Below are 21324 nucleotides of genomic sequence, written 5' to 3'. Positions count from 1 at the left end.
ATCTTCCAGCAAGACACTAAACCCGCGCCATTGCGCGGGTTTTTTTATGCTCGAAGCAAGGCGCCAGGCAACAGATTAAGGATCTCAACCATGAGCCAGCAAGTCATTATTTTCGATACGACCTTACGTGATGGGGAACAAGCGTTACAGGCCAGCCTGAGCGTGAAAGAGAAGCTGCAGATCGCCATGGCCCTCGAACGTATGGGCGTCGATGTAATGGAAGTCGGTTTCCCGGTTTCTTCCCCGGGCGATTTTGAATCGGTACAGACCATCGCTCGCACCATCAAAAATAGCCGCGTTTGCGCGCTGGCGCGCTGCGTTGAGAAAGATATCGACGTGGCGGCGGAATCCTTAAAAGTGGCGGAAGCGTTCCGCATCCACACCTTCATCGCCACGTCTCCGATGCATATCGCCACCAAGCTGCGCAGCACGCTGGATGAAGTCATCGAACGCGCTATTTATATGGTGAAACGTGCGCGTAACTATACCGACGACGTGGAATTCTCCTGTGAAGACGCAGGCCGTACGCCGATCGACGATCTGGCTCGCGTCGTTGAAGCGGCTATCCGCGCCGGCGCCACGACCATTAATATCCCGGATACCGTCGGCTACACCATGCCATTCGAATACGCCAACATCATCAGCGGCCTGTATGAACGCGTACCAAACATTGATAAAGCAATTATTTCAGTCCACACCCATGATGATTTAGGTATCGCCGTCGGCAACGCCCTCGCCGCCGTCCACGCAGGCGCTCGTCAGGTAGAAGGCGCGATGAACGGTATCGGCGAACGCGCCGGTAACTGCGCGCTGGAAGAAGTCATCATGGCGATCAAGGTGCGCAAAGACATCATGAACGTGCACACCAATATCAATCACCATGAAATCTGGCGTACCAGCCAGACCGTCAGCCAAATCTGCAATATGCCGATCCCGGCTAACAAAGCTATCGTCGGTACCGGCGCCTTCGCCCACTCTTCCGGTATTCATCAGGATGGCGTGCTGAAGAACCGCGAAAACTACGAAATCATGACCCCGGAATCCATCGGCCTGAACCAGGTACAGCTGAACCTGACTTCACGCTCCGGTCGCGCGGCGGTGAAACACCGTATGGAAGAGATGGGCTACAAAGAGAGCGACTACAACCTGGATCATCTGTATGACGCGTTCCTGAAGCTGGCGGATAAAAAAGGCCAGGTCTTCGACTACGACCTGGAAGCGCTGGCATTTATCAATAAACAGCAGGAAGAGCCAGAGCATTTCCGTCTGGACTACTTCAGCGTCCAGTCTGGCTCCAGCGATATCGCTACCGCCTCTATCAAGCTGGCCTGCGGTGATGACATCAAAACCGAAGCCGCCAACGGCAACGGCCCGGTTGACGCTATCTACCAGGCAATCAACCGTGTGACAGACTACAACATCGACTTAGTGAAGTATGGCTTAAGCGCCAAAGGCCACGGCAAAGATGCGCTGGGTCAGGTGGATATTGTCGTGGAATACAACGGTCGCCGCTTCCACGGCGTCGGCCTGGCGACCGATATCGTCGAATCTTCAGCAAAAGCGATGGTACATGTGCTTAACAACATCTGGCGCGCCGCCGAAGTCGAAAAAGAATTGCAACGCCAGGCTCATAATAAAGAGAACAACAAGGAAACCGTGTAATGTCGAAGAATTATCATATTGCCGTTTTGCCGGGTGATGGAATTGGCCCGGAAGTGATGAACCAGGCGATGAAAGTACTGGAAGCCGTTCGTAACCGTTTTTCAATGCGTATCACCACCAGCCAGTACGACGTGGGCGGCATCGCCATCGACCGTCAGGGCATGCCGCTGCCGCAAGCCACCGTTGATGGCTGCGAGCAGGCTGACGCGATTCTGTTCGGATCCGTCGGCGGCCCGAAGTGGGAACATCTGCCGCCGGCCGAACAGCCGGAGCGCGGCGCGCTGCTGCCGCTGCGTAAGCACTTCAAATTATTCAGCAACCTGCGCCCGGCTAAACTGTATCAGGGGCTGGAAGCATTCTGCCCGCTGCGCGCCGATATCGCCGCCAATGGCTTCGACATTCTGTGCGTGCGCGAACTGACCGGCGGCATCTACTTCGGTCAGCCGAAAGGTCGTGAAGGCAGCGGCCAGCACGAAAAAGCCTTCGATACCGAGGTATACCATCGCTTTGAAATTGAGCGCATCGCGCGTATTGCCTTTGAATCGGCGCGCAAGCGTCGCCATAAAGTGACGTCAATCGATAAAGCCAACGTCCTGCAGTCTTCTATCCTGTGGCGCGAAATCGTCAACGAGATTGGCAAAGAGTATCCGGACGTCGAACTGGCGCATATGTATATCGATAATGCCACCATGCAGCTTATTAAAGATCCGTCGCAGTTCGACGTACTGCTGTGCTCCAACCTGTTTGGCGACATCCTGTCCGACGAGTGCGCGATGATCACCGGCTCTATGGGCATGTTGCCGTCCGCCAGCCTCAACGAGCAAGGTTTTGGACTGTATGAACCAGCGGGCGGCTCGGCGCCGGACATCGCGGGCAAAAATATCGCCAACCCGATTGCGCAAATCCTGTCGCTGGCGCTGCTGCTGCGCTACAGCCTGGATGCGGGCGACGCGGCGAGCGCCATTGAACGCGCTATCAACCGCGCATTAGAAGAAGGCATTCGTACCGGCGACTTAGCGCGCGGTACGGCGGCGGTCAGTACAGATGAAATGGGCGATATCATTGCCCGCTATGTCGCGGAAGGGGTGTAATCATGGCAAAGACGTTATACGAAAAATTGTTTGATGCGCACGTGGTGTACGAAGCGCAGAACGAAACCCCGCTGCTGTATATCGACCGCCATCTGGTGCACGAAGTCACCTCTCCGCAGGCGTTTGACGGGCTGCGCGCCCATGGCCGCCAGGTGCGTCAGCCGGGTAAAACATTCGCCACTATGGATCACAACGTCTCGACGCAGACCAAAGATATCAACGCCTCCGGCGAAATGGCCCGCATCCAGATGCAGGAACTGATTAAGAACTGCAAAGAATTTGGCGTTGAGCTGTATGACTTAAATCACCCGTTCCAGGGCATCGTACACGTGATGGGCCCGGAACAGGGCGTCACCCTGCCGGGGATGACCATCGTGTGCGGCGATTCCCATACCGCGACCCATGGCGCATTCGGCGCGCTGGCGTTCGGTATCGGCACATCCGAAGTGGAACACGTATTGGCAACCCAGACCCTGAAACAGGGTCGCGCGAAGACCATGAAAATCGAGGTTCGTGGCAAAGCGGCGCCGGGCATTACCGCGAAAGACATTGTGCTGGCGATCATCGGCAAAACCGGTAGCGCCGGCGGTACCGGTCACGTGGTCGAATTCTGCGGCGAAGCCATTCGCGACCTGAGCATGGAAGGCCGTATGACCCTGTGCAATATGGCAATCGAAATGGGCGCCAAAGCGGGTCTGGTCGCGCCGGACGAGACGACCTTCAATTACGTGCAGGGCCGCCTGCACGCGCCGAAGGGCCAGGATTTCGCCGACGCGGTGGAATACTGGAAAACGCTGAAAACCGATGATGACGCCACCTTCGATACCGTGGTGACGCTGCAGGCGGAAGAGATTGCGCCGCAGGTCACCTGGGGCACCAATCCAGGCCAGGTCATCTCGGTTACCGATATTATCCCGGATCCGGCGTCGTTCAGCGATCCGGTCGAGCGCGCCAGTGCCGAAAAAGCGCTGGCCTATATGGGCCTGAAATCCGGCGTGCCGTTGACCGAGGTCGCGATCGATAAAGTCTTTATCGGTTCCTGTACTAACTCGCGAATCGAAGATTTACGTGCGGCGGCGGAAATTGCCAAAGGGCGTAAAGTGGCGCCGGGCGTACAGGCGCTGGTCGTTCCCGGCTCCGGACCGGTGAAAGCGCAGGCGGAAGCCGAAGGTCTGGATAAGATTTTCATCGACGCCGGTTTTGAGTGGCGTTTACCGGGCTGCTCCATGTGTCTGGCGATGAACAACGACCGCCTGAATCCCGGCGAACGTTGCGCCTCTACCAGCAACCGTAACTTTGAAGGCCGTCAGGGCCGCGGCGGACGCACCCATTTAGTCAGCCCGGCGATGGCCGCGGCGGCAGCGGTAACCGGCCATTTCGCCGATATCCGTAACTTGAAATAAGGAGACCATCATGGCAGAGAAATTTACCCAACATACTGGCCTGGTGGTTCCGCTGGATGCCGCAAACGTCGATACCGATGCGATCATTCCTAAGCAGTTCCTGCAGAAAGTGACACGTACCGGCTTTGGCGCGCACCTGTTTAACGACTGGCGTTTCCTCGACGACCAGGGGCAGCAACCGAACCCGGAGTTCGTGCTGAACTTCCCGCAATATAAGGGAGCGTCTATTCTGCTGGCGCGTGAAAACTTCGGCTGCGGCTCCTCGCGCGAGCACGCGCCGTGGGCGTTAACCGATTACGGTTTCAAAGTGGTGATTGCGCCAAGCTTTGCCGATATCTTTTACGGCAACAGCTTTAATAACCAGCTGCTGCCGGTGACGCTCAGCGATGAGCAGGTGGACGAGCTGTTTAAGCTGGTACAGGCTAACCCGGGCATCAGCTTTGAAGTAGACCTTGAAGAGCAGGTGGTTAAAGCCGGGGATAAAACCTACAGCTTTAAAATCGACGACTTCCGCCGCCACTGCATGCTCAACGGCCTGGATAGCATCGGCCTGACGCTGCAGCATGAAGAGGCGATTTCCGCCTACGAACGCCAACAGCCCGCCTTTATGAACTAATCTTCAAGCCCGGTGAACAAGCCGGGCTTTCTCTTTTTGCCCCTCTCAGGCGCATATTAATACGTATAATTAATAGATAATTTTATCCTTCCCATCCCTCATCGTGCATTTATACCGGCATTAGCAGGCTATTTTTGTATATATCCACAATGACAAGTAAATAATCAACGGAACTATTTAAAACAAACCGAGCAATATGTGAATTAACGGTTAACTCCATAGAAAACCCCTATAGCTCAGCGCAAAAAAAAGCATTATTTTTCCCCTCCCCGGCTCGTTATCTTTCCAGACAGAGAAATATTAACTTTAGATACGCCACGCCGCCTACATCACCTCGTGGGCCGCCGGGCGTTCTTGTGGAGAGCCTAAATGAGCCACTATCCTCACCTATTCAGCCCGCTGACCATCAACGGGATGACCATAAAAAACCGTATTATTATGCCGCCGATGGGCACCAATATGGCTACCCTCAACGGCGAGGTCTCGCAGGAACAGCTTGAATACTACGAACTGCGGGCGAAAGGCGGCACCGGGCTCATTACCGTGGAAAATATCTGCATCGATTTTCCCTTCGCCTCCAATGGTACAACGCAGTTACGCATCGATAACGATCAATATATCCCACGCCTGTTTAAATTAACCGAAACCCTTCATAAACACGGCGCTTGCGTAGCGATTCAGCTGAACCACGCGGGAGCTTCGGCTTATGCTTATCGCCTGAATGGGCAGACGCCGTTATCGGCTTCCAGCACGCCGTCGAAAAAGCACGGTAATATTCCGCGGCCAATGACCCATGAGGAAATTTATCACGCGGTGGACAAATTCGGCGACGCCGCGGAGCGCGTGCGCCGCGCCGGATTTGACTGTGTAGAAATTCATGGCGGCCATTCCTATTTAATTAGCCAGTTTTTGTCACCGTTATTTAATAAACGTACCGACGAATTTGGCGGCAGTATCGAAAACCGCACCCGCATATTAAGCCTGATTATCGATAAGGTTCGCGCCTGCGTCGGGCCGCGTTTCCCAATCAGCCTGCGCATCAGCGCCGACGATTTCTTAAAGGGCGGCAACACGCTGGAAGATTCGCTGCGCATCCTCGAACTGTGCCAGGACAAAGTCGACATCATTAACGTCTCTGCCGCGCAGAACGATAACCTGAACCTGCAAATCGACCAGATGTCGCTGGAAGACGGCTGGAAGCGCTACCTCTCCCGCGCGGTACGCGACAAATTCCATAAGCCGACGGTGATCGCCGGCAACATTCGTTCGCCAAAAATCGCCGAAGATATCCTCGCTACCGGCGATGCCGATCTGATCGCCATTGGTCGTGGGTTGATTGCCGAGCCAGAATGGGTGCAGAAAGTACAAAGCGGCAATGAGCGTCTGATGCGCAAATGCATCTCCTGCAATATCGGCTGTGCGGATCACCGTATCGCCCGCTCTCGCCCGCTGCGCTGCTCGATCAATCCGGACATTATCCACGGCGACGCTTACAAGCAGCAGCGAGTCTCACGAGAAACCAACGTCGTGGTGATCGGCGCCGGCACGGCCGGAATGGAAGCCGCCTGTACCGCCGCGGAAGTCGGCTGCAACACCTGGCTGCTGGAAGAGAAAAGCCACGTCGGCGGCCTGGCCAGCACCATTGCGCTGCTGCCGGAGAAAAAACGGATCGCTGATTTCCCGCAATTTATGAAAAACCGCCTTTCCGGGCTAAGCAATCTGATGCTGCAGGTCGGTAAACGCGCCGATGTCGCTTCAGTCGCCGCGCTGCATCCACAGCTCATCGTCAATGCCACCGGCTCGGTTCCTCTGCTGCCGCCTATCGACGGCCTGCGCGAGAACATTGACGCCGAAGGTGGTCGCCTGTTCTCGATAACCGGAATGATTAACCATCTGGACACCTTTGCCGATGCCGCAGGTAAACGCATCGTGGTGGTTGGCGGCGGCGCCGTCGGCCTGGACGTCATTGAATACTTCTCCACGCGCGGCGCTGAGACGGTGCTGATCGAGATGCAGGACGCGCCTGGGCAGGACCTCGACATTATTACCAAAAACGCGATGTTGACCATGCTGGAAGAACACCAGGTGGAACAACACATGCAGACCCGATTAACCGCCGTCGCTCCAGACCATTTCACCGTGAGTACCGCCAGTGGCACGTTCGATATTCCCTTCGACTACGGCTTTGTCTGCCTGGGGATGCGCGCCAACCGTGCTGGTCTCGACGACATCGCCCAGTGGGCCGCCGCCAACAACGTAAAAATCATGAATATCGGCGACAGCCTGTCGGCCCGGCGAATTATCGACGGCGTGCGCGAAGGCCGCAACGTGCTGGAGATACTCGAAGACATGGGCGTACTCGGCAATCGCGAAGCGCAACAGATTCCATTTTTAACATATTGAGGATATTTATCATGGCAGAACGTCTTACCGGTCATACCGAACTGATTGGCTTAATCGCTACCCCGATTCGTCATAGCATGTCGCCGACTATGCACAACGAAGCCTTTGCGCATCTTGGCCTGGATTACGCCTACCTGGCGTTCGAAGTCGATAACCAGGAGCTAAAAGATGTCGTACAGGGTTTCCGCGCGCTGAAGCTGCGCGGTTACAACGTCTCAATGCCGAATAAAACCGAAATTTGCCAGTATCTCGATAAGCTCTCGCCGGCGGCGCAGCTGGTCGGTGCGGTCAATACCGTGGTCAACGATAATGGCGTGTTAACCGGCCACATTACCGACGGCACCGGCTATATGCGCGCGCTGTCGGAGGCTGGTATCGATATCATCGGCAAAAAGATGACCATCCTCGGCGCAGGCGGCGCGGCTACCGCCATCAGCGTACAGGCCGCGCTCGACGGCGTGAAGGCCATCTCGATCTTCAACCGCAAAGACAAGTTCTTCGCCAATGCCGAGCAGACCGTGGCCAAGATCCGCGATAACACCGACTGCGAGATCCACCTTTTCGATCTCGACGATCATGACAAGCTGCGCGCCGAAATCGACAGCAGCGTGATCCTCACCAACGCCACCGGCGTCGGTATGAAGCCTTTCGAAGGCCAAATGCTGCTGCCAAACGACAGCTTCCTGCGCCCGGACCTGATTGTCTCCGACGTCGTCTATAACCCGCGTAAAACCTATCTGCTGGAAGTGGCGGAGAAAAAAGGCTGCCGGACCCTCAACGGCCTGGGAATGATGCTGTGGCAAGGCGCGCGCGCGTTCGAAATCTGGACGGGCAAAGAAATGCCGGTTGAATACGTCAAGAGCATTCTGTTCTAAGAGGCCAGAGATGAAAAATAAATACATCCCTACTGCGGCAGGGCTGTATCTCAACTACCTGATCCATGGCATGGGGGTGCTGTTAATCACCCTCAACATGGCCCATCTTCAGGAACAGTGGGGAACAGACGCTGCCGGCGTATCGATCGTTATCTCCTCATTAGGTATCGGTAAGCTGGCGACGATCGTGACCGGCTTTTTGTCGGATCGCTTTGGTCGTAAGCCTTTTATCTATCTAGGGATCCTGAGTTATCTGATCTTCTTCGTCGGCATTCTGCTGACCAAAAATATCTATCTGGCCTACGTGTTCGGCATCATGGCTGGTCTGGCGAACAGCTTCCTCGACTCCGCAACCTATCCGGCGCTGATGGAGTCTTTCCCGCACTCCGCCAGCCGCGCTAACGTGCTCATCAAAGCCTTCGTTTCCGCAGGGCAGTTCCTGCTGCCGTTCATTATCAGCCTGCTGATATGGGCAAATCTGTGGTTTGGCTGGTCGTTTGTGATTGCGGCGGCTCTGTTTATCTTGAGCGCAATCTATCTGCTCAAGATGCCGTTCCCCGATAGCCAGGCGGCCAAAAAAGAAGAGATCCCAGCGGCGCAGGCAGCGGCTTCCGCTAAACCGCAAGCCAACAAACTGGACATGGTAATCTTTACCCTGTACGGCTATATCGGCATGGCGACCTTTTACCTGGTAAGCCAGTGGCTGGCGCAATATGGCCAGTTCGTGGTCGGTATGCCTTATGCCTCGGCGATCAAGCTGCTGAGTATCTATACCGTCGGTTCACTGGTCTGCGTCTTCGTGACCGCCGCCTTCGTCAAAGAGGTGTTCAGTTCCGCGGTAGCCATGATCATCTACACCTGTCTGTCGATGGTCTCACTGCTGTTAGTGTGCTTATTCCCGACACCGATGATGGTTACCGGTTTCGCTTTCGTCATCGGCTTTGCCGCCGCGGGCGGGGTACTGCAGCTGGGGGCAACCATCATGGCAATGAGCTTTCCGAACGGCAAAGGCAAGGCAACAGGGATTTTCTACACCGCAGGCAGCATCGCGAGCTTCACGATCCCGCTTATCACCGCAAAGCTTTCGCAGATTAGCATTGCCAGCATTATGTGGTTTGATTTCCTGATCGCCGTCATCGGCTTTGTGATCGCCCTGTACATCGGCTATCGTCAACTTCAGGCTCGCGCGGCGCAAAGAGTGTCTCGCACCACCGTCACCGCCTGAGGTTCAACGACAACAATAATGGATACCTACATGACAACTGCAGTAACCGTAAAGAACATCACCTTCAAGGAAGGCGAAACCTTAATTTGCGTACCGCTGATCGGAAAAACGCTGGATGAACTGCTGACTAATGCTCAGGGCCTGGTTGACGCGGGCGCTGATATTATCGAATGGCGCGTTGACCATTTTACTCACGTCCGGGAAATCCCCCAGGTGCTGGCCGCACTGGCGGAAATCCGTCATACCCTGAAAGCACTCCCGCTGCTGTTCACCTTCCGTAGTAAGAAAGAAGGCGGCGAAACGGAAATCAGCGACGAAGCGTATTTTGAACTTAACCGCCAGGCGGCGCTAAGCGGATTAGTCGATGTTATCGACATCGAGTTGTTTAACGATGAAGCGCAAATTCGCGCGCTGGTGAACGACGCCCATCAGGCCGGCGTAAAAGTGATCATGAGCAATCATGATTTCCATAAAACGCCGGCGCAGGAAGATATCATCTATCGACTGCGTCGAATGCAGGATCTGGGTGCCGATCTGCCGAAGATCGCGGTGATGCCACTGACGCCTCAGGACGTTCTCACTCTGCTTTCCGCCACGCTGACCATGAAAGAGAAGTATGCGACGCGCCCGCTGATCACCATGTCGATGGGCAAATCCGGCGGCGTGAGCCGGGTAACCGGTCGCTTGTTCGGTTCAGCGATGACCTTTGGCACCGTCGGCCAGGCCTCCGCGCCGGGCCAAATAGCCATCGCTAAGCTGCGCGAACTAATGGACATTTTGTCCTGATAAACAGGCTGCCCGGAGCCAGTCTCCGGGCGCTTGCTCAGTTGATTCTCTGGCTATCGTTAATGATGACGTTTTTAAACGATTGAATCGCTGAGGAAAGTACCCTTTCCTTCATTGTTGCGAGGTAAATATAACGAGGTGGGATCGCATTTTTAATCTTCAGAATGCGCACGTTATAATTTGCCAGTGCGGAGATCCTCGGCATAATCGCAATGCCATAGTCGATGCTAACCAGCCCCGCCATCGCAGTATCTTCATCGACGTAGCAGGCGATATCCGGTACCAGTTTTTGTTGCATAAAGACATTATCAATAAAAGGCCGCAGACCGCTGTTCTCTGAAAAATAGATATAGGGATAGTGAATCGTCTCTACCAAATCGACCTCATTATCATACAGCCGGGCAAGCGGATGATCTTTCGCGGTCACCACCACCAACTCCTGCTGAATAATAGGAATAAAGTCGATTTCGGGTTCATCGGCAATATATGAACAAATCGCCAGATCGGTTTTTCCTGCCTTTAACGCCTGTAATAACGAAAGCGAAGTGCCTTGCGTAAAGGAAAAAGTCACCTTGTGACTGGAAGGTGAATTAGTGTATTTATTAATTAACTGCGGAACAACAGATTCACCCATCGTATAAATAAAGGCGATACGAATATTCTCTTTCTTTTCACTATCATTGTTTTGCAGCGTCAGACGCCCGTTCTCCAGAGAAGCGAGCGCATCCTCCACATAGGGCAAAAAACGTTTACCGTTTTGCGTAATTTTGACGTTGCGTCCTTTTCTGGCGAACAGCGCCACGCCAAGTTCCTTCTCAAGCTCAGATATGGCGTGGCTTAGCGAGGGTTGAGTAATGAACAGACTGGATGCTGCCTCGGTGTAATGCTCCGTCTCGCTCAATCGCTTAAAATAATAAAGTTGCTTCAGGTTCATTATTTTTGTCCGTATAATATAAGAATAAGACCACTGCGTTTAATATACCATGCGGCAGGTTGATAATACGCTACAACGAGTCAATATCAGATTCACATCAAATATTATTTGATATTTCTTTTTGTGCGTAACAAAGCGTTGCCATTCATAGACCCAGTCTATGAATCCTTAGAGTATTTCTGCATGCATAAATACATGCAAAAATATTTTAAACTTTAAAGGAAATCTTTATGTGCATACCTGACGCTCAAGGGAGCCTGGCATCATCGCCCGGCACGCTAAAAAGAAGCAGAACGCGTATTTTTATTTTATCGCTGTTATCGCTGGGTACGATGATTAATTATCTCGATCGTACCATTCTTGGAATCGTTGCTCCAAAATTAACCACTGAAATCCATATTGATCCGGCGATGATGGGCATTGTTTTTTCCGCTTTTGCCTGGACTTATGCGCTGGCGCAAATTCCTGGCGGCATGTTTTTAGACCGATTCGGTAATAAATTGACCTACGCCCTCTCCATCTTCTTTTGGTCTCTGTTTACGCTGCTGCAAAGCTTCTCTCTGGGGCTGAAATCTTTGCTCCTTTTGCGTCTGGGCCTGGGCGTCAGTGAAGCCCCCTGCTTTCCGGCCAATAGCCGCATCGTCAGCAAATGGTTTCCCCAGCATGAACGGGCCAGGGCTACCGCAACTTATACGGTTGGTGAATACATTGGGTTAGCCGCCTTCTCGCCATTGTTATTTTTAATCCTCGAACACCACGGCTGGCGCACCTTATTTTTTCTGACCGGCGGGCTGGGAATTTTATTCACTTTCGTATGGTGGCGTTTTTATCATGAGCCACATGAATCGAAAACAGCAAATAAAGCAGAACTGGATTATATTGGCGCCAACCAGATTGCCAATAAGAGTGAAAACATTCCATTTAACTGGCGTGATGCCAGGCGGCTACTGTGCTGCCGACAAATTATCGGCGCCAGCCTGGGGCAGTTTGCCGGTAACACCACGCTGGTCTTTTTCCTCACCTGGTTTCCAACCTATCTCGCCAACGAACGCCATCTGCCGTGGCTTCATGTAGGTTTTTTCGCCACCTGGCCCTTCCTGGCCGCCGCGGTTGGCATCATCTTCGGCGGCTGGCTTTCCGACAGGCTACTTAAGCGTACCGGCTCGGCAAACATAAGCCGAAAACTTCCAATAATTTCCGGATTACTCCTTTCCAGCTGCATTATCGCCGCCAATTGGGTCAGCGCGAATTCGACGGTGATTATTATTATGTCGATCGCTTTCTTTGGTCAGGGAATGGTCGGTCTGGGCTGGACGTTAATATCTGATATTGCCCCGGATAATATGGCTGGATTGACCGGCGGTATATTTAACTTCTGCGCCAACCTGGCATCAATTATCGCGCCACTCATCATTGGCGTGATTATATCAGCCACCGGTAACTTCTTTTACGCTCTCATTTACGTTGGCGTGACCGCCCTGATCGGGGTGATTGCCTACATCTTTATTATCGGCGACATCAAGCGAATCGTACTGAAGTAACGCTATCCCGCGCCGGGCCAGCATGGCCGGCGCGGGAGATTGACTTAAATATCTTTAACCCGGCTGGTCAAAAACAGCGTCAGCAGAGAAATCGCCGCGATTGTCCAGTACACGCTACCGTGACCATAGCTTTGCGACAGCGCTCCCTGAATCACTCCGGCCAGAATAACCCCGGTGGAGATACTATTGGTAAACAGCGTGGTCGCCGCCCCGGCGCGCCCCGGCATCAGATCCTGGAACCACAACATGCCGATCCCGGCGATAATACCGATGAAAATAGCATTGAATAGCTGCAGCGCCAGCAGCGCCGTGCGGCCATGGAACATAATCAGCCCCACATAGAACAGCACGCCGGCGGCGACTGCCGCCACCATCATTTTGCGTTTACCCCAACGCTTAACGTAGTAGCCGGCCAGGATCATCGCCGGAATTTCAAGACCGGCAGCCGTGCCCATCAGTATCCCTGCCAGGCTATCCGGCAGGCCAAGATCGCTACTGATCCACAACGGCATATCGATGATATACATCGTGTTGCAGGTCCACATCAGCGTAGAAGCGATAAACAGCATGCGCACGTTTTTATCGCGCCAGCCGCCTTCCAGCTCCGGCAGGCTGCTGCCTTCCTGCAGTTGCGTCACTCGCGCCACCGAAGGCAGCTTAAAGGCAATCAGCGCCAGGCTGATGACAAAAATCCCGGCGGCAATGGAGAACATGGTCGTAAAGCCATAATTCAACGCCAGCATAAAAGCCAGCGGTGGACCAATGACCCACGCCAGCGACAGCTGGGCGCGCATCACCGAGCTGAACATCACCACTTCGCGGGCAGAGCTATCGGCGTATTCGCGGGCGAGGGCAAACAGCTGCGGCATCGCCGCATTAGCGACCGAAGCCAGCATGACGCCGCAGGTAATAAGCGTCAGATAATGGCGGTTGAAAGCGAACAGCAGCGCGTTACCCACCGCCATCAGGCAGCAGAACATAATTAACCGCCGACGATCGCCGCGGCTATCGGATCGTTTGGCCAGCGCCAGGCTCACCAGGATACCGGCAATCGCATTCACCGTATAAAACAGGCCAACCCAGAACGGCTGCGCGCCGACTTCACGGCTGAGAAACAGGCTAAGCGTCGGCGCCTGCAGCGCCCCGGCCACCCCCATCATAAAAGCCACCAGCATAAAGGCGGCGTAGACGCCGTTTAGCCGTCGCCCCATCGTCATCAACCACAGCATGAAATATCCTTAACACACGCGAAGTAAACGAAAAAAGCCAGCAGAAGCAATCTGCTGGCGGGTGATTCAATACTCTGGATTTCGAGTTGCAGCCAATGCGCTTGCAGCCTGAAGATGGCGAGTATAACACCAATACTCAGTCACACATGATGTCGGCAAGTCAACGATCGGAGGTCGGCGACGTAACTCCCCACTGCATCAATTCCTCCAGCATTTTCTGCTGCCTACCTGCTAACTGGCGGGCCAGCCAGGACGCTCCCTGCGTCGCAGAAAAGTACCGTTGATAGAACTGCTTAGTGGTTGACCTCGTCATATTCATCTCCTTACTTCATCGAGGTCCATTATTGGCTTAATATAGGAACTGATAAATTGCTGAGTTTTCGTCAGGAGTTCCCCTTTTATGCCTTCCAGTCGTCTGCAACAACAGTTCATCCGCCTGTGGCAATGCTGCGACGGTAGGTCGCAGCAGACCACCCTCAACGAACTGGCGGAAATGCTCAGTTGTTCGCGCCGCCATATGCGCACCTTACTTAATCTGATGGAAGCGCGCGGCTGGCTTGCCTGGGAATCCGAAGCCGGGCGCGGCAAGCGTTCACGACTGACCTTCCTTTATACCGGTCTGGCGCTACAGCAGCAGCGCGCCGAGGATCTACTGGAGCAGGATCGCATCGATCAGCTGGTGCAACTGGTTGGCGATAAAACCGCGGTCAGACAGATGTTGATCTCCCATCTTGGCCGCAGCTTCCGCCAGGGGCGCCACATCCTGCGCGTGCTCTACTATCGGCCGATGAAGAATCTGCTGCCTGGCAGCGCGTTGCGCCGTTCGGAGACCCACATCGCACGGCAAATTTTTAGCGCGCTGACGCGGGTAAATGAGGAAAATGGGGAACTGGAGGCCGATATCGCCCACCACTGGCAGCAAATTTCGCCTAACCACTGGCGCTTTTTTCTGCGTCCCGGCATTCATTTCCATCATGGCCGGGAGCTGGAGATGGCCGACGTTATCTCCTCGCTACAGCGCAGCAGCGAACTGCCGCTATTTTCCCATATCGAGCGCATCGTCTCGCCGACCGCCTGGACGCTGGATATTCACCTCAGCCAGCCGGATCGTTGGCTGCCCTGGCTGTTAGGCCAGGTCCCGGCGATGGCGCTGCCGCAGGAATGGCGGACGATGGAGAACTTTTCCAGTATGCCTATCGGTACCGGCCCTTACGCGGTCGCGCGCAATAATCAAAACCAGTTAAAAATCCATGCCTTCGAAGAGTACTTCGGCTATCGGGCGCTGATCGATGAGGTTAACGTCTGGGTGCTGCCGGAAATTAGCGAAGAACCCAACGGCGGCTTAACCCTGCAGGGCAATACCGAGAGCGAAAAAGCCGTAGAGAGCCGCCTGGAAGAAGGGTGCTATTACCTGCTCTTTGATAGTCGCAGTCCGCTGGGCGGTAATGATGATGTGCGCCGCTGGTTAAGTTATCTGTTCCAGCCCGCCAACCTGCTGTATCACGCCGGCGAGCACTATCAAGGCAACTGGTTCCCGGCCTACGGCTTGCTGCCGCGCTGGCACCACGCCCGCAGTCACGCCTGCGAAAAACCAGCCGGCCTGGAGTCAGTTACCCTCACCTACTATCGCGATCATGTGGAACATCGGGTCATTGGCGGGATCATGCGGGCGCTGCTGGCGGAACATCAGGTGAGGCTGAACATTCAGGAGCTGGAGTACGATGACTGGCATCGCGGCGAAACGGTGAGCGATATCTGGCTCAACAGCGTCAATTTCACGTTGCCGATCGATTTTTCCCTGTTCGCCTATTTATATGAAGTGCCGCTGATGCATCACTGCATTCCCATCGACTGGGAGGCTGACGCCAACCGCTGGCGCGCAGGCGAGTTCAACCCGGCGACCTGGAGCCAGCAACTGCTGGAGAAGCAGCATATTGTACCGCTGATCCACCACTGGCTAATGATTCAGGGCCAGCGCAGTATGCGCGGCGTGCGCATGAACACCCTCGGCTGGTTCGACTTTAAATCGGCGTGGTTCGCCCCGCCGGAGCCCTGAATGCTTTGCGTCATCTAACAAAATCATTACACTATCGCCGTTCTCAACGGGGTGCTAATAAACATACGCAATATCATTCAAGTTGCATCAAGGCAGCAAGCGGGTGAATCCCCTGGAGCATAGATAACTATGTGACTGGGGTGAACGCGCGAAGCTAACGCAGATGCGGCTTGAAGGATGAAGCGTATGGGCTGAGAAAATACCCGTCGAACCTGATCCGGATAACGCCGGCGAAGGGATTTGAGGCCTACTCAAAATCCTTTGCCTCCCCATATACTGAGGTGCAAAGTGTTGAAAAAACTGCTTCCCCTGCTGGCGCTGGTCGCCGCCCCGGTCTTTGCTAAACCGGTCCTGACCGTTTACACCTACGATTCATTCTCTGCCGACTGGGGCCCTGGCCCGGCGGTGAAAAAGGCATTTGAGGCCGATTGCGGCTGCGAGCTGAAATATGTCGCCCTCGAAGATGGCGTATCGCTGCTTAACCGGCTGCGAATGGAAGGCAAAAACAGCAAAGCCGATGTCGTGCTCGGCCTTGATAACAATCTGCTGGCAGCGGCGGCGCAGAGCAAACTGTTTGCCAAAAGCGGCGTGCCGGCCAGCGCAGTCAGCGTACCGGGCGGCTGGGATAATGACACTTTTGTACCTTACGACTACGGCTACTTCGCCTTCGTGTATGACAAAAACAAGCTGAAAAACCCGCCGAAAAGCCTGAAAGAGCTGGTCGAGAGCCCGCAGAAATGGCGCGTGATTTACGAAGACCCGCGCACCAGTACGCCGGGGCTCGGCCTGCTGCTGTGGATGCAAAAGGTGTATGGCGATAAGGCGCCGGAAGCCTGGCAGAAGCTGGCGGCCAAAACCGTCACCGTCACCAAGGGCTGGAGCGAAGCCTACGGCCTGTTCCTGAAAGGCGAAAGCGACCTGGTGTTGAGCTACACCACCTCGCCGGCTTATCACCTCATCGAAGAGAAAAAAGATAATTATGCCGCGGCGGACTTTACCGAAGGCCACTATCTGCAGGTTGAAGTCGCCGCGCGTACCGCCGCCAGCAAGCAGCCGGAACTGGCGGAAAAGTTCCTGAAATTTATGGTCTCTCCAGGCTTCCAGAACGCCATCCCCACCGGCAACTGGATGTACCCGGTGACCCAGGTGGCGCTGCCGGCCGGCTTCAATACGCTAACCAAACCGCAAACCACGCTGCAGTTCACCCCGCAGCAGGTCGCCGCTGAACGTCAAAACTGGATCGGTTCATGGCAACGCGCCGTCAGCCGCTAAGTTTCGGCTGGCTGATCCCCGGCGGCGCCGCGGCCTGCTTACTGGTCATCGTAGCGCTGGCGGCGTTTCTGGCGCTGTGGTTGGAGGCGCCGCAGGCGCCCTGGCAGACGATCCTCAGCGATAGCTATCTCTGGCACGTCGTACGCTTCTCTTTCTGGCAGGCGTTTTTGTCGGCGCTATTTTCGGTAGTGCCGGCGATATTCCTCGCCCGCGCCCTGTATCGCCGCCGCTTTCCGGGGCGCACGCTGCTGCTGCGCCTGTGCGCGATGACGTTGATCCTGCCGGTTCTGGTGGCGGTGTTCGGCATCCTCAGCGTCTATGGCCGCCAGGGTTGGCTCGCCGCTCTATTCCACGCGCTCGGCTGGCAGTGGGATTTCTCGCCATATGGCTTACAGGGCATCCTGCTGGCCCATGTGTTCTTTAATATGCCGATGGCGACCCGCCTGCTGCTGCAGGCGCTGGAAAACATCCCCGGCGAACAGCGGCAAATCGCCGCTCAGCTCGGCATGCGCGGTTTCGTCTTCTTCCGTCTTGTGGAATGGCCGTGGCTGCGTCGGCAGATCCCGCCGGTGGCCGCGCTGATTTTTATGCTGTGCTTCGCAAGTTTTGCCACCGTGCTGTCACTAGGCGGCGGGCCACGGGCCACCACCATTGAGCTGGCTATCTATCAGGCGCTGAGCTTTGATTACGACCCGGCACGGGCGGCGCTGTTAGCGATTATTCAAATGATCTTCTGCCTTGGGCTGGTGCTGCTGAGCCAGCGCCTGAGCAAAGCCGTGGCGATCGGCGCCAGTCAGGTACAAGGCTGGCGCGACCCCGACGACCGTCTGCATAGTCGCCTGTGTGATTACGCGCTAATCGCGCTCGCTCTGCTGTTGCTGCTTCCGCCGCTACTGGCGGTGATCGTCGATGGTCTCAACGTCAATCTGCCGAAGGTGCTGGGCCAAGCCGCACTATGGCAGGCGCTGTGGACCTCGCTGCGTATCGCCCTCGCCGCCGGTGTGCTCAGCGTTATCCTGACCATGATGCTGCTGTGGAGCAGTCGCGAACTGCGCGCCCGCAACCTGCCGCTGGCCGGGCAGACGCTGGAGCTCAGCGGTATGCTCATCCTCGCCATGCCGGGGATTGTGCTGGCGACCGGTTTCTTCCTGCTGCTCAATAACAGCGTCGGCCTGCCGGAATCCGCCGACGGGATTGTCATCTTTACCAACGCGCTGATGGCTATCCCCTATGCTCTGAAAGTGCTGGAAAATCCAATGCGCGATATTGCCGCCCGCTATGGCGCTTTGTGTCAGTCGTTGGGGCTACAAGGTTTTAACCGGCTGCGGGTAGTGGAGCTGCGTGCGCTGAAACGGCCGCTGGCGCAGGCCCTGGCTTTCGCCTGCGTGCTGTCAATCGGCGACTTCGGCGTGGTGGCGCTATTCGGCAATGAATCTTTCCGCACGCTGCCGTTCTATCTGTATCAGCAGATCGGCTCCTACCGCAGCCAGGACGGCGCGGTCACCGCCCTCCTGCTCCTGTTGCTGTGCTTTATCCTTTTTACTTTGATCGAGAAACTACCGGGACGCGATGCTAAAACTCAATGATGTCACCTGGCTGTATCAGCACTTGCCGATGCGCTTTACGCTCAGCGTCGAGCGCGGAGAGCGCATCGCCGTGCTCGGTCCCAGCGGCGCCGGAAAGAGCACGCTGCTGAATCTGATTGCCGGGTTTCTGCCCCCCGCCAGCGGTAGCCTGCTGATCGATGGCGAGAAGCATAACACCACGCCGCCGGCACAGCGTCCGGTTTCTATGCTGTTTCAGGAGAACAACCTGTTTAACCATCTCACCGTCCGGCAGAATATTGGCCTCGGCATTCACCCCGGCCTGAAGCTGAACCGCGAGCAGCGCGCGCAGGTCACGGCGATAGCCGGACAGATGGGAATGGATACGCTGCTGGATCGCCTGCCTGGCGAGCTATCCGGCGGCCAGCGGCAGCGGGCGGCGCTGGCCCGCTGTCTGGTGCGCCAACAGCCGGTGCTGCTGCTTGATGAACCCTTCTCGGCGCTTGATCCGGCACTGCGCCAGGAGATGCTAACGCTGGTCGCCGATGTCTGTCAGCGGCAGCAGTTGACGCTGTTGATGGTATCGCACAGCGTGGAGGATGCGGCGCGCATTGCGCCTCGCTCCATCGTGGTCGCCGAAGGGCGCATTGCCTGGGACGGCGCCACTGACGACCTGTTAAGCGGCAACAGCAGCGCCTCGGCGCTGTTGGGAATTAGCGCGAAATGACCTTATGCAGTATCTCAAGGTAGACCGGCATCAGGGGGTGGCGGAAGACAAACGTTAGCGCCGCTACCGCCAGCGTCACCATCAACGGCGTCAGCCACAGCAGGCGTCCACGCGGTAACCAACGGGTCAGACGATCGCCGGAAGTTTTCGCGCTCCGCCACAGCCGCCAGCACAGCCAGCCCGCCAGCCACGCCAGCAGCGCCGCGCCCAGCAGCAGCCACTTGAAGCTGGCGCTGTTTTCATCGGCAGGAATATCTATCGCCGCCCCCGCCAGAATGCCGGGGAGGAAATAGAGCGGCGGCCAGAGCAGGCAGCCAATAATATTCGGCAGCACGAACTTCGCTACCGGCAGGTCGAGCATCCCGGCGACCATCGGCACCAATGGCCGCGTCGGCCCGACAAAGCGGCCAATCAGAATCGTCACCATGCTGTGCTGGTGCAGCGCGTGTTCGGTTTTCTCCAGCAGCGCGCGATTTTTTTTCATAAACGACCAGCGGTGTAACGGCTTTTTAAAGCGCCAGCCGAGCCAGAATGAGATCCAGTCTCCCAACAGGCAGCCGACAATCCCCGCCAGCCACGCCTGCCAGAAGTTAACTTCGCCGCTGCCGATAAGCGCCCCCAGACCAGCCATCATGACCGTGCCGGGTAAGATAAGCCCCACCAGCGCCAGCGACTCAAGAAATGCCACCAGCATCACGGCTATCAACGAGTAGACCGTGGATTGGGTGATAAAGTGTTCCAGCAATGCCTGCATAATGTACCCGGTTAAAAAACGAAGCCCGGATTCTCCGGAGCCGTCACGTCGTCGTCAAGCCACCAATTGTCTTAATAGTTTACTGGCTGTGACATTTAAGCGGGTCATCATTTCACTTTCTTTACTTTTTATTCACATCCTGCGCGGAATTCACTGGGGCTGGCGCCGGTGCATTTTTTAAAGACTCGCGAAAAATAGAGCTGATCTTCGAAGCCAACGTTGCGGCCGACGCTGGCAATCGGCATCCGGGTGGTACTCAACAGCAGTTTGGCCTGGCTAATTCGCTGGTCTTCCCGCCAGCCAAGTACGCTTATCCCCAACTGCTGGCGAAACAGATGCGACAAACGAGAAGGCGACAAACAGACGTGCTGGGCGACGCTGGCGATATCGAAATGGCTGTCCGCCAGATGGTCGCTGATGTACTGACAGGCGTCGCGCACCCGGTTATCCAGCGGCGGATGCAGCGATTCGTTAATCGCCTCCATGCGCCGCAGTAGCAACTGTTCCAGCAGGTTAATCGCCAGCAGTTCGGAATAGCGCCCCGCCCCCTGCCCGGCGTCAACGATCTGCCCGAACAGTTCGCCAAACCGCGCCTGCCATTGCTCATCCGGGCGGAAGAAACCGGTATGGGCGAAGATCGTCGGCCAGTTGAGCCATTCATGCCAGTAGGCACGTGGGCGGAAATAGACCCACTGGTGATACCACTCGCTGGCGTCGGGATGGCGGCCATAGTGGTGAATCTCCCCCGGCGGAAACAGCAGCATATCGCCGGGGCGACAGACGAACTGTTCGCCGTGGTTGTTGATCACCCCCTCGCCGCGGATCGTCAGGTTGAGAATATAGCCTTTCATGCCCAGCGGGCGGTCGATAAAGAAATCGAGATATCCCTGCGCCTCAATCGGCGTCAGGCCGGTGACCAGATGGGCATTAAAGGAGTAGCCCGGCAGCAGCGGATCGTTTTGCGTTTCGGCCATAAGCGTCGTTCTCCACGAGTTTTTTGACACCAATTGTCCATATTCATCATTTTATCGCCATCCACGCCGTTTCGACTGCGATACCGGTGGGAATTTAGACAAAAACCCGCACGGCTAGCGAAAAAAGCGCTACCAGCACGCATTCCGCGTTGATCCAGCGCATAACAAAAGTGTCTATAAATACGGCAGGAAAGTCCACATCGAATATTTGCACGGCGTCACACTTTGCAAG

The 21324-nt window shown here is 55.7% G+C and carries 18 protein-coding genes; 13 read left to right on the top strand and 5 right to left on the bottom strand.

What is annotated here, in order from left to right:
• The first annotated feature begins 90 nt into the window (after positions 1–90).
• From leuA to aroD, 8 genes are all read left to right on the top strand, one after another.
• A complete protein-coding gene (leuA, locus tag AC2CGP_RS18615) occupies positions 91–1662 on the top strand; it encodes a 2-isopropylmalate synthase (RefSeq protein WP_370611198.1) in 1572 nt (523 codons plus the stop codon).
• Entirely contained in the window at positions 1662–2753 is a 1092-nt protein-coding gene (gene leuB / locus AC2CGP_RS18610; RefSeq protein WP_015368262.1) for a 3-isopropylmalate dehydrogenase, read from the top strand. The genes leuA and leuB overlap by 1 nt, the downstream gene beginning before the upstream one ends.
• 2 nt (positions 2754–2755) lie before the next feature.
• The gene (leuC, locus tag AC2CGP_RS18605) at positions 2756–4156 is read left to right on the top strand and encodes a 3-isopropylmalate dehydratase large subunit (protein WP_015368263.1); all 1401 of its coding nucleotides are present in this window, start codon (positions 2756–2758) and stop codon (positions 4154–4156) included.
• Between the two features lie 10 nt (positions 4157–4166).
• Entirely contained in the window at positions 4167–4772 is a 606-nt protein-coding gene (gene leuD, locus AC2CGP_RS18600; RefSeq protein ID WP_015368264.1) for a 3-isopropylmalate dehydratase small subunit, read from the top strand.
• 369 nt (positions 4773–5141) lie between these two features.
• Positions 5142–7175, top strand: a complete 2034-nt coding sequence (locus tag AC2CGP_RS18595) for an oxidoreductase (protein ID WP_047076114.1) — start codon at positions 5142–5144, stop codon at positions 7173–7175.
• An 11-nt stretch (positions 7176–7186) separates the two neighbouring features.
• A complete protein-coding gene (locus AC2CGP_RS18590) occupies positions 7187–8050 on the top strand; it encodes a shikimate dehydrogenase (RefSeq protein ID WP_015704391.1) in 864 nt (287 codons plus the stop codon).
• A gap of 10 nt (positions 8051–8060) precedes the next feature.
• Positions 8061–9275: an MFS transporter gene (locus AC2CGP_RS18585; RefSeq protein WP_411303270.1), complete on the top strand. Its 1215-nt coding sequence runs from the start codon at positions 8061–8063 to the stop codon at positions 9273–9275.
• 30 nt (positions 9276–9305) lie between these two features.
• Positions 9306–10061 (top strand): type I 3-dehydroquinate dehydratase, encoded by a 756-nt coding sequence (aroD, locus tag AC2CGP_RS18580; RefSeq protein ID WP_032706637.1) that lies wholly within the window; start codon positions 9306–9308, stop codon positions 10059–10061.
• 37 nt (positions 10062–10098) lie between these two features.
• Here the strand turns inward: aroD and AC2CGP_RS18575 are convergent, their stop codons facing one another.
• Positions 10099–10995: a LysR family transcriptional regulator gene (locus AC2CGP_RS18575; RefSeq protein WP_015704388.1), complete on the bottom strand. Its 897-nt coding sequence runs from the start codon at positions 10993–10995 to the stop codon at positions 10099–10101.
• 230 nt (positions 10996–11225) lie between these two features.
• On the opposite strand from AC2CGP_RS18575, the gene AC2CGP_RS18570 reads away from it, so the two are divergent.
• The gene (locus AC2CGP_RS18570; protein WP_015368270.1) at positions 11226–12536 is read left to right on the top strand and encodes an MFS transporter; all 1311 of its coding nucleotides are present in this window, start codon (positions 11226–11228) and stop codon (positions 12534–12536) included.
• A 44-nt stretch (positions 12537–12580) separates the two neighbouring features.
• On the opposite strand, the gene AC2CGP_RS18565 is transcribed toward AC2CGP_RS18570, so the two are convergent.
• Positions 12581–13765 (bottom strand): sugar efflux transporter, encoded by a 1185-nt coding sequence (locus tag AC2CGP_RS18565; RefSeq protein WP_015704386.1) that lies wholly within the window; start codon positions 13763–13765, stop codon positions 12581–12583.
• A gap of 160 nt (positions 13766–13925) precedes the next feature.
• Entirely contained in the window at positions 13926–14078 is a 153-nt protein-coding gene (sgrT, locus tag AC2CGP_RS18560) for a glucose uptake inhibitor SgrT (protein WP_015704385.1), read from the bottom strand.
• An 87-nt stretch (positions 14079–14165) separates the two neighbouring features.
• Between sgrT and sgrR the strand changes: the two genes are divergently transcribed.
• From sgrR to thiQ, 4 genes are all read left to right on the top strand, one after another.
• On the top strand, positions 14166–15821 hold the full coding sequence (gene sgrR, locus AC2CGP_RS18555) for an HTH-type transcriptional regulator SgrR (RefSeq protein ID WP_032709878.1): 1656 nt from the start codon (positions 14166–14168) through the stop codon (positions 15819–15821).
• A 288-nt stretch (positions 15822–16109) separates the two neighbouring features.
• Entirely contained in the window at positions 16110–17093 is a 984-nt protein-coding gene (gene thiB, locus AC2CGP_RS18550) for a thiamine ABC transporter substrate binding subunit (RefSeq protein WP_045411562.1), read from the top strand.
• Positions 17069–18679 carry a thiamine/thiamine pyrophosphate ABC transporter permease ThiP gene (gene thiP, locus AC2CGP_RS18545; RefSeq protein ID WP_100279196.1) on the top strand — a complete coding sequence of 537 codons (1611 nt, stop codon included), beginning with the start codon at positions 17069–17071 and terminating at the stop codon, positions 18677–18679. Before thiB ends, thiP begins: the two co-directional genes overlap by 25 nt.
• A complete protein-coding gene (thiQ, locus tag AC2CGP_RS18540; protein WP_032716012.1) occupies positions 18663–19364 on the top strand; it encodes a thiamine ABC transporter ATP-binding protein ThiQ in 702 nt (233 codons plus the stop codon). The genes thiP and thiQ overlap by 17 nt, the downstream gene beginning before the upstream one ends.
• On the opposite strand, the gene AC2CGP_RS18535 is transcribed toward thiQ, so the two are convergent.
• A complete protein-coding gene (locus AC2CGP_RS18535) occupies positions 19351–20118 on the bottom strand; it encodes a DedA family protein (protein WP_015368276.1) in 768 nt (255 codons plus the stop codon). The genes thiQ and AC2CGP_RS18535 overlap by 14 nt on opposite strands.
• A 128-nt stretch (positions 20119–20246) precedes the next feature.
• The gene (gene araC, locus AC2CGP_RS18530) at positions 20247–21092 is read right to left on the bottom strand and encodes an arabinose operon transcriptional regulator AraC (protein WP_015368277.1); all 846 of its coding nucleotides are present in this window, start codon (positions 21090–21092) and stop codon (positions 20247–20249) included.
• Between the last annotated feature and the right edge of the window lie 232 nt (positions 21093–21324).

The sequence above is a fragment of the Klebsiella sp. SYXHC3 genome (genome assembly GCF_057196925.1).
This window is presented reverse-complemented; position numbering and strand designations above follow the sequence as displayed.

What these genes read in the sequence shown, in the direction of transcription:
- leuA (WP_370611198.1), top strand. Translation starts at nt 91, where the DNA reads ATGAGCCAGCAAGTCATTATTTTCGATACGACCTTACGTGATGGGGAA.
- leuB (WP_015368262.1), top strand. Translation starts at nt 1,662, where the DNA reads ATGTCGAAGAATTATCATATTGCCGTTTTGCCGGGTGATGGAATTGGC.
- leuC (WP_015368263.1), top strand. Translation starts at nt 2,756, where the DNA reads ATGGCAAAGACGTTATACGAAAAATTGTTTGATGCGCACGTGGTGTAC.
- leuD (WP_015368264.1), top strand. Translation starts at nt 4,167, where the DNA reads ATGGCAGAGAAATTTACCCAACATACTGGCCTGGTGGTTCCGCTGGAT.
- AC2CGP_RS18595 (WP_047076114.1), top strand. Translation starts at nt 5,142, where the DNA reads ATGAGCCACTATCCTCACCTATTCAGCCCGCTGACCATCAACGGGATG.
- AC2CGP_RS18590 (WP_015704391.1), top strand. Translation starts at nt 7,187, where the DNA reads ATGGCAGAACGTCTTACCGGTCATACCGAACTGATTGGCTTAATCGCT.
- AC2CGP_RS18585 (WP_411303270.1), top strand. Translation starts at nt 8,061, where the DNA reads ATGAAAAATAAATACATCCCTACTGCGGCAGGGCTGTATCTCAACTAC.
- aroD (WP_032706637.1), top strand. Translation starts at nt 9,306, where the DNA reads ATGACAACTGCAGTAACCGTAAAGAACATCACCTTCAAGGAAGGCGAA.
- AC2CGP_RS18575 (WP_015704388.1), bottom strand. Translation starts at nt 10,995, where the DNA reads ATGAACCTGAAGCAACTTTATTATTTTAAGCGATTGAGCGAGACGGAG.
- AC2CGP_RS18570 (WP_015368270.1), top strand. Translation starts at nt 11,226, where the DNA reads ATGTGCATACCTGACGCTCAAGGGAGCCTGGCATCATCGCCCGGCACG.
- AC2CGP_RS18565 (WP_015704386.1), bottom strand. Translation starts at nt 13,765, where the DNA reads ATGCTGTGGTTGATGACGATGGGGCGACGGCTAAACGGCGTCTACGCC.
- sgrT (WP_015704385.1), bottom strand. Translation starts at nt 14,078, where the DNA reads ATGACGAGGTCAACCACTAAGCAGTTCTATCAACGGTACTTTTCTGCG.
- sgrR (WP_032709878.1), top strand. Translation starts at nt 14,166, where the DNA reads ATGCCTTCCAGTCGTCTGCAACAACAGTTCATCCGCCTGTGGCAATGC.
- thiP (WP_100279196.1), top strand. Translation starts at nt 17,069, where the DNA reads ATGGCAACGCGCCGTCAGCCGCTAAGTTTCGGCTGGCTGATCCCCGGC.
- thiQ (WP_032716012.1), top strand. Translation starts at nt 18,663, where the DNA reads ATGCTAAAACTCAATGATGTCACCTGGCTGTATCAGCACTTGCCGATG.
- AC2CGP_RS18535 (WP_015368276.1), bottom strand. Translation starts at nt 20,118, where the DNA reads ATGCAGGCATTGCTGGAACACTTTATCACCCAATCCACGGTCTACTCG.
- araC (WP_015368277.1), bottom strand. Translation starts at nt 21,092, where the DNA reads ATGGCCGAAACGCAAAACGATCCGCTGCTGCCGGGCTACTCCTTTAAT.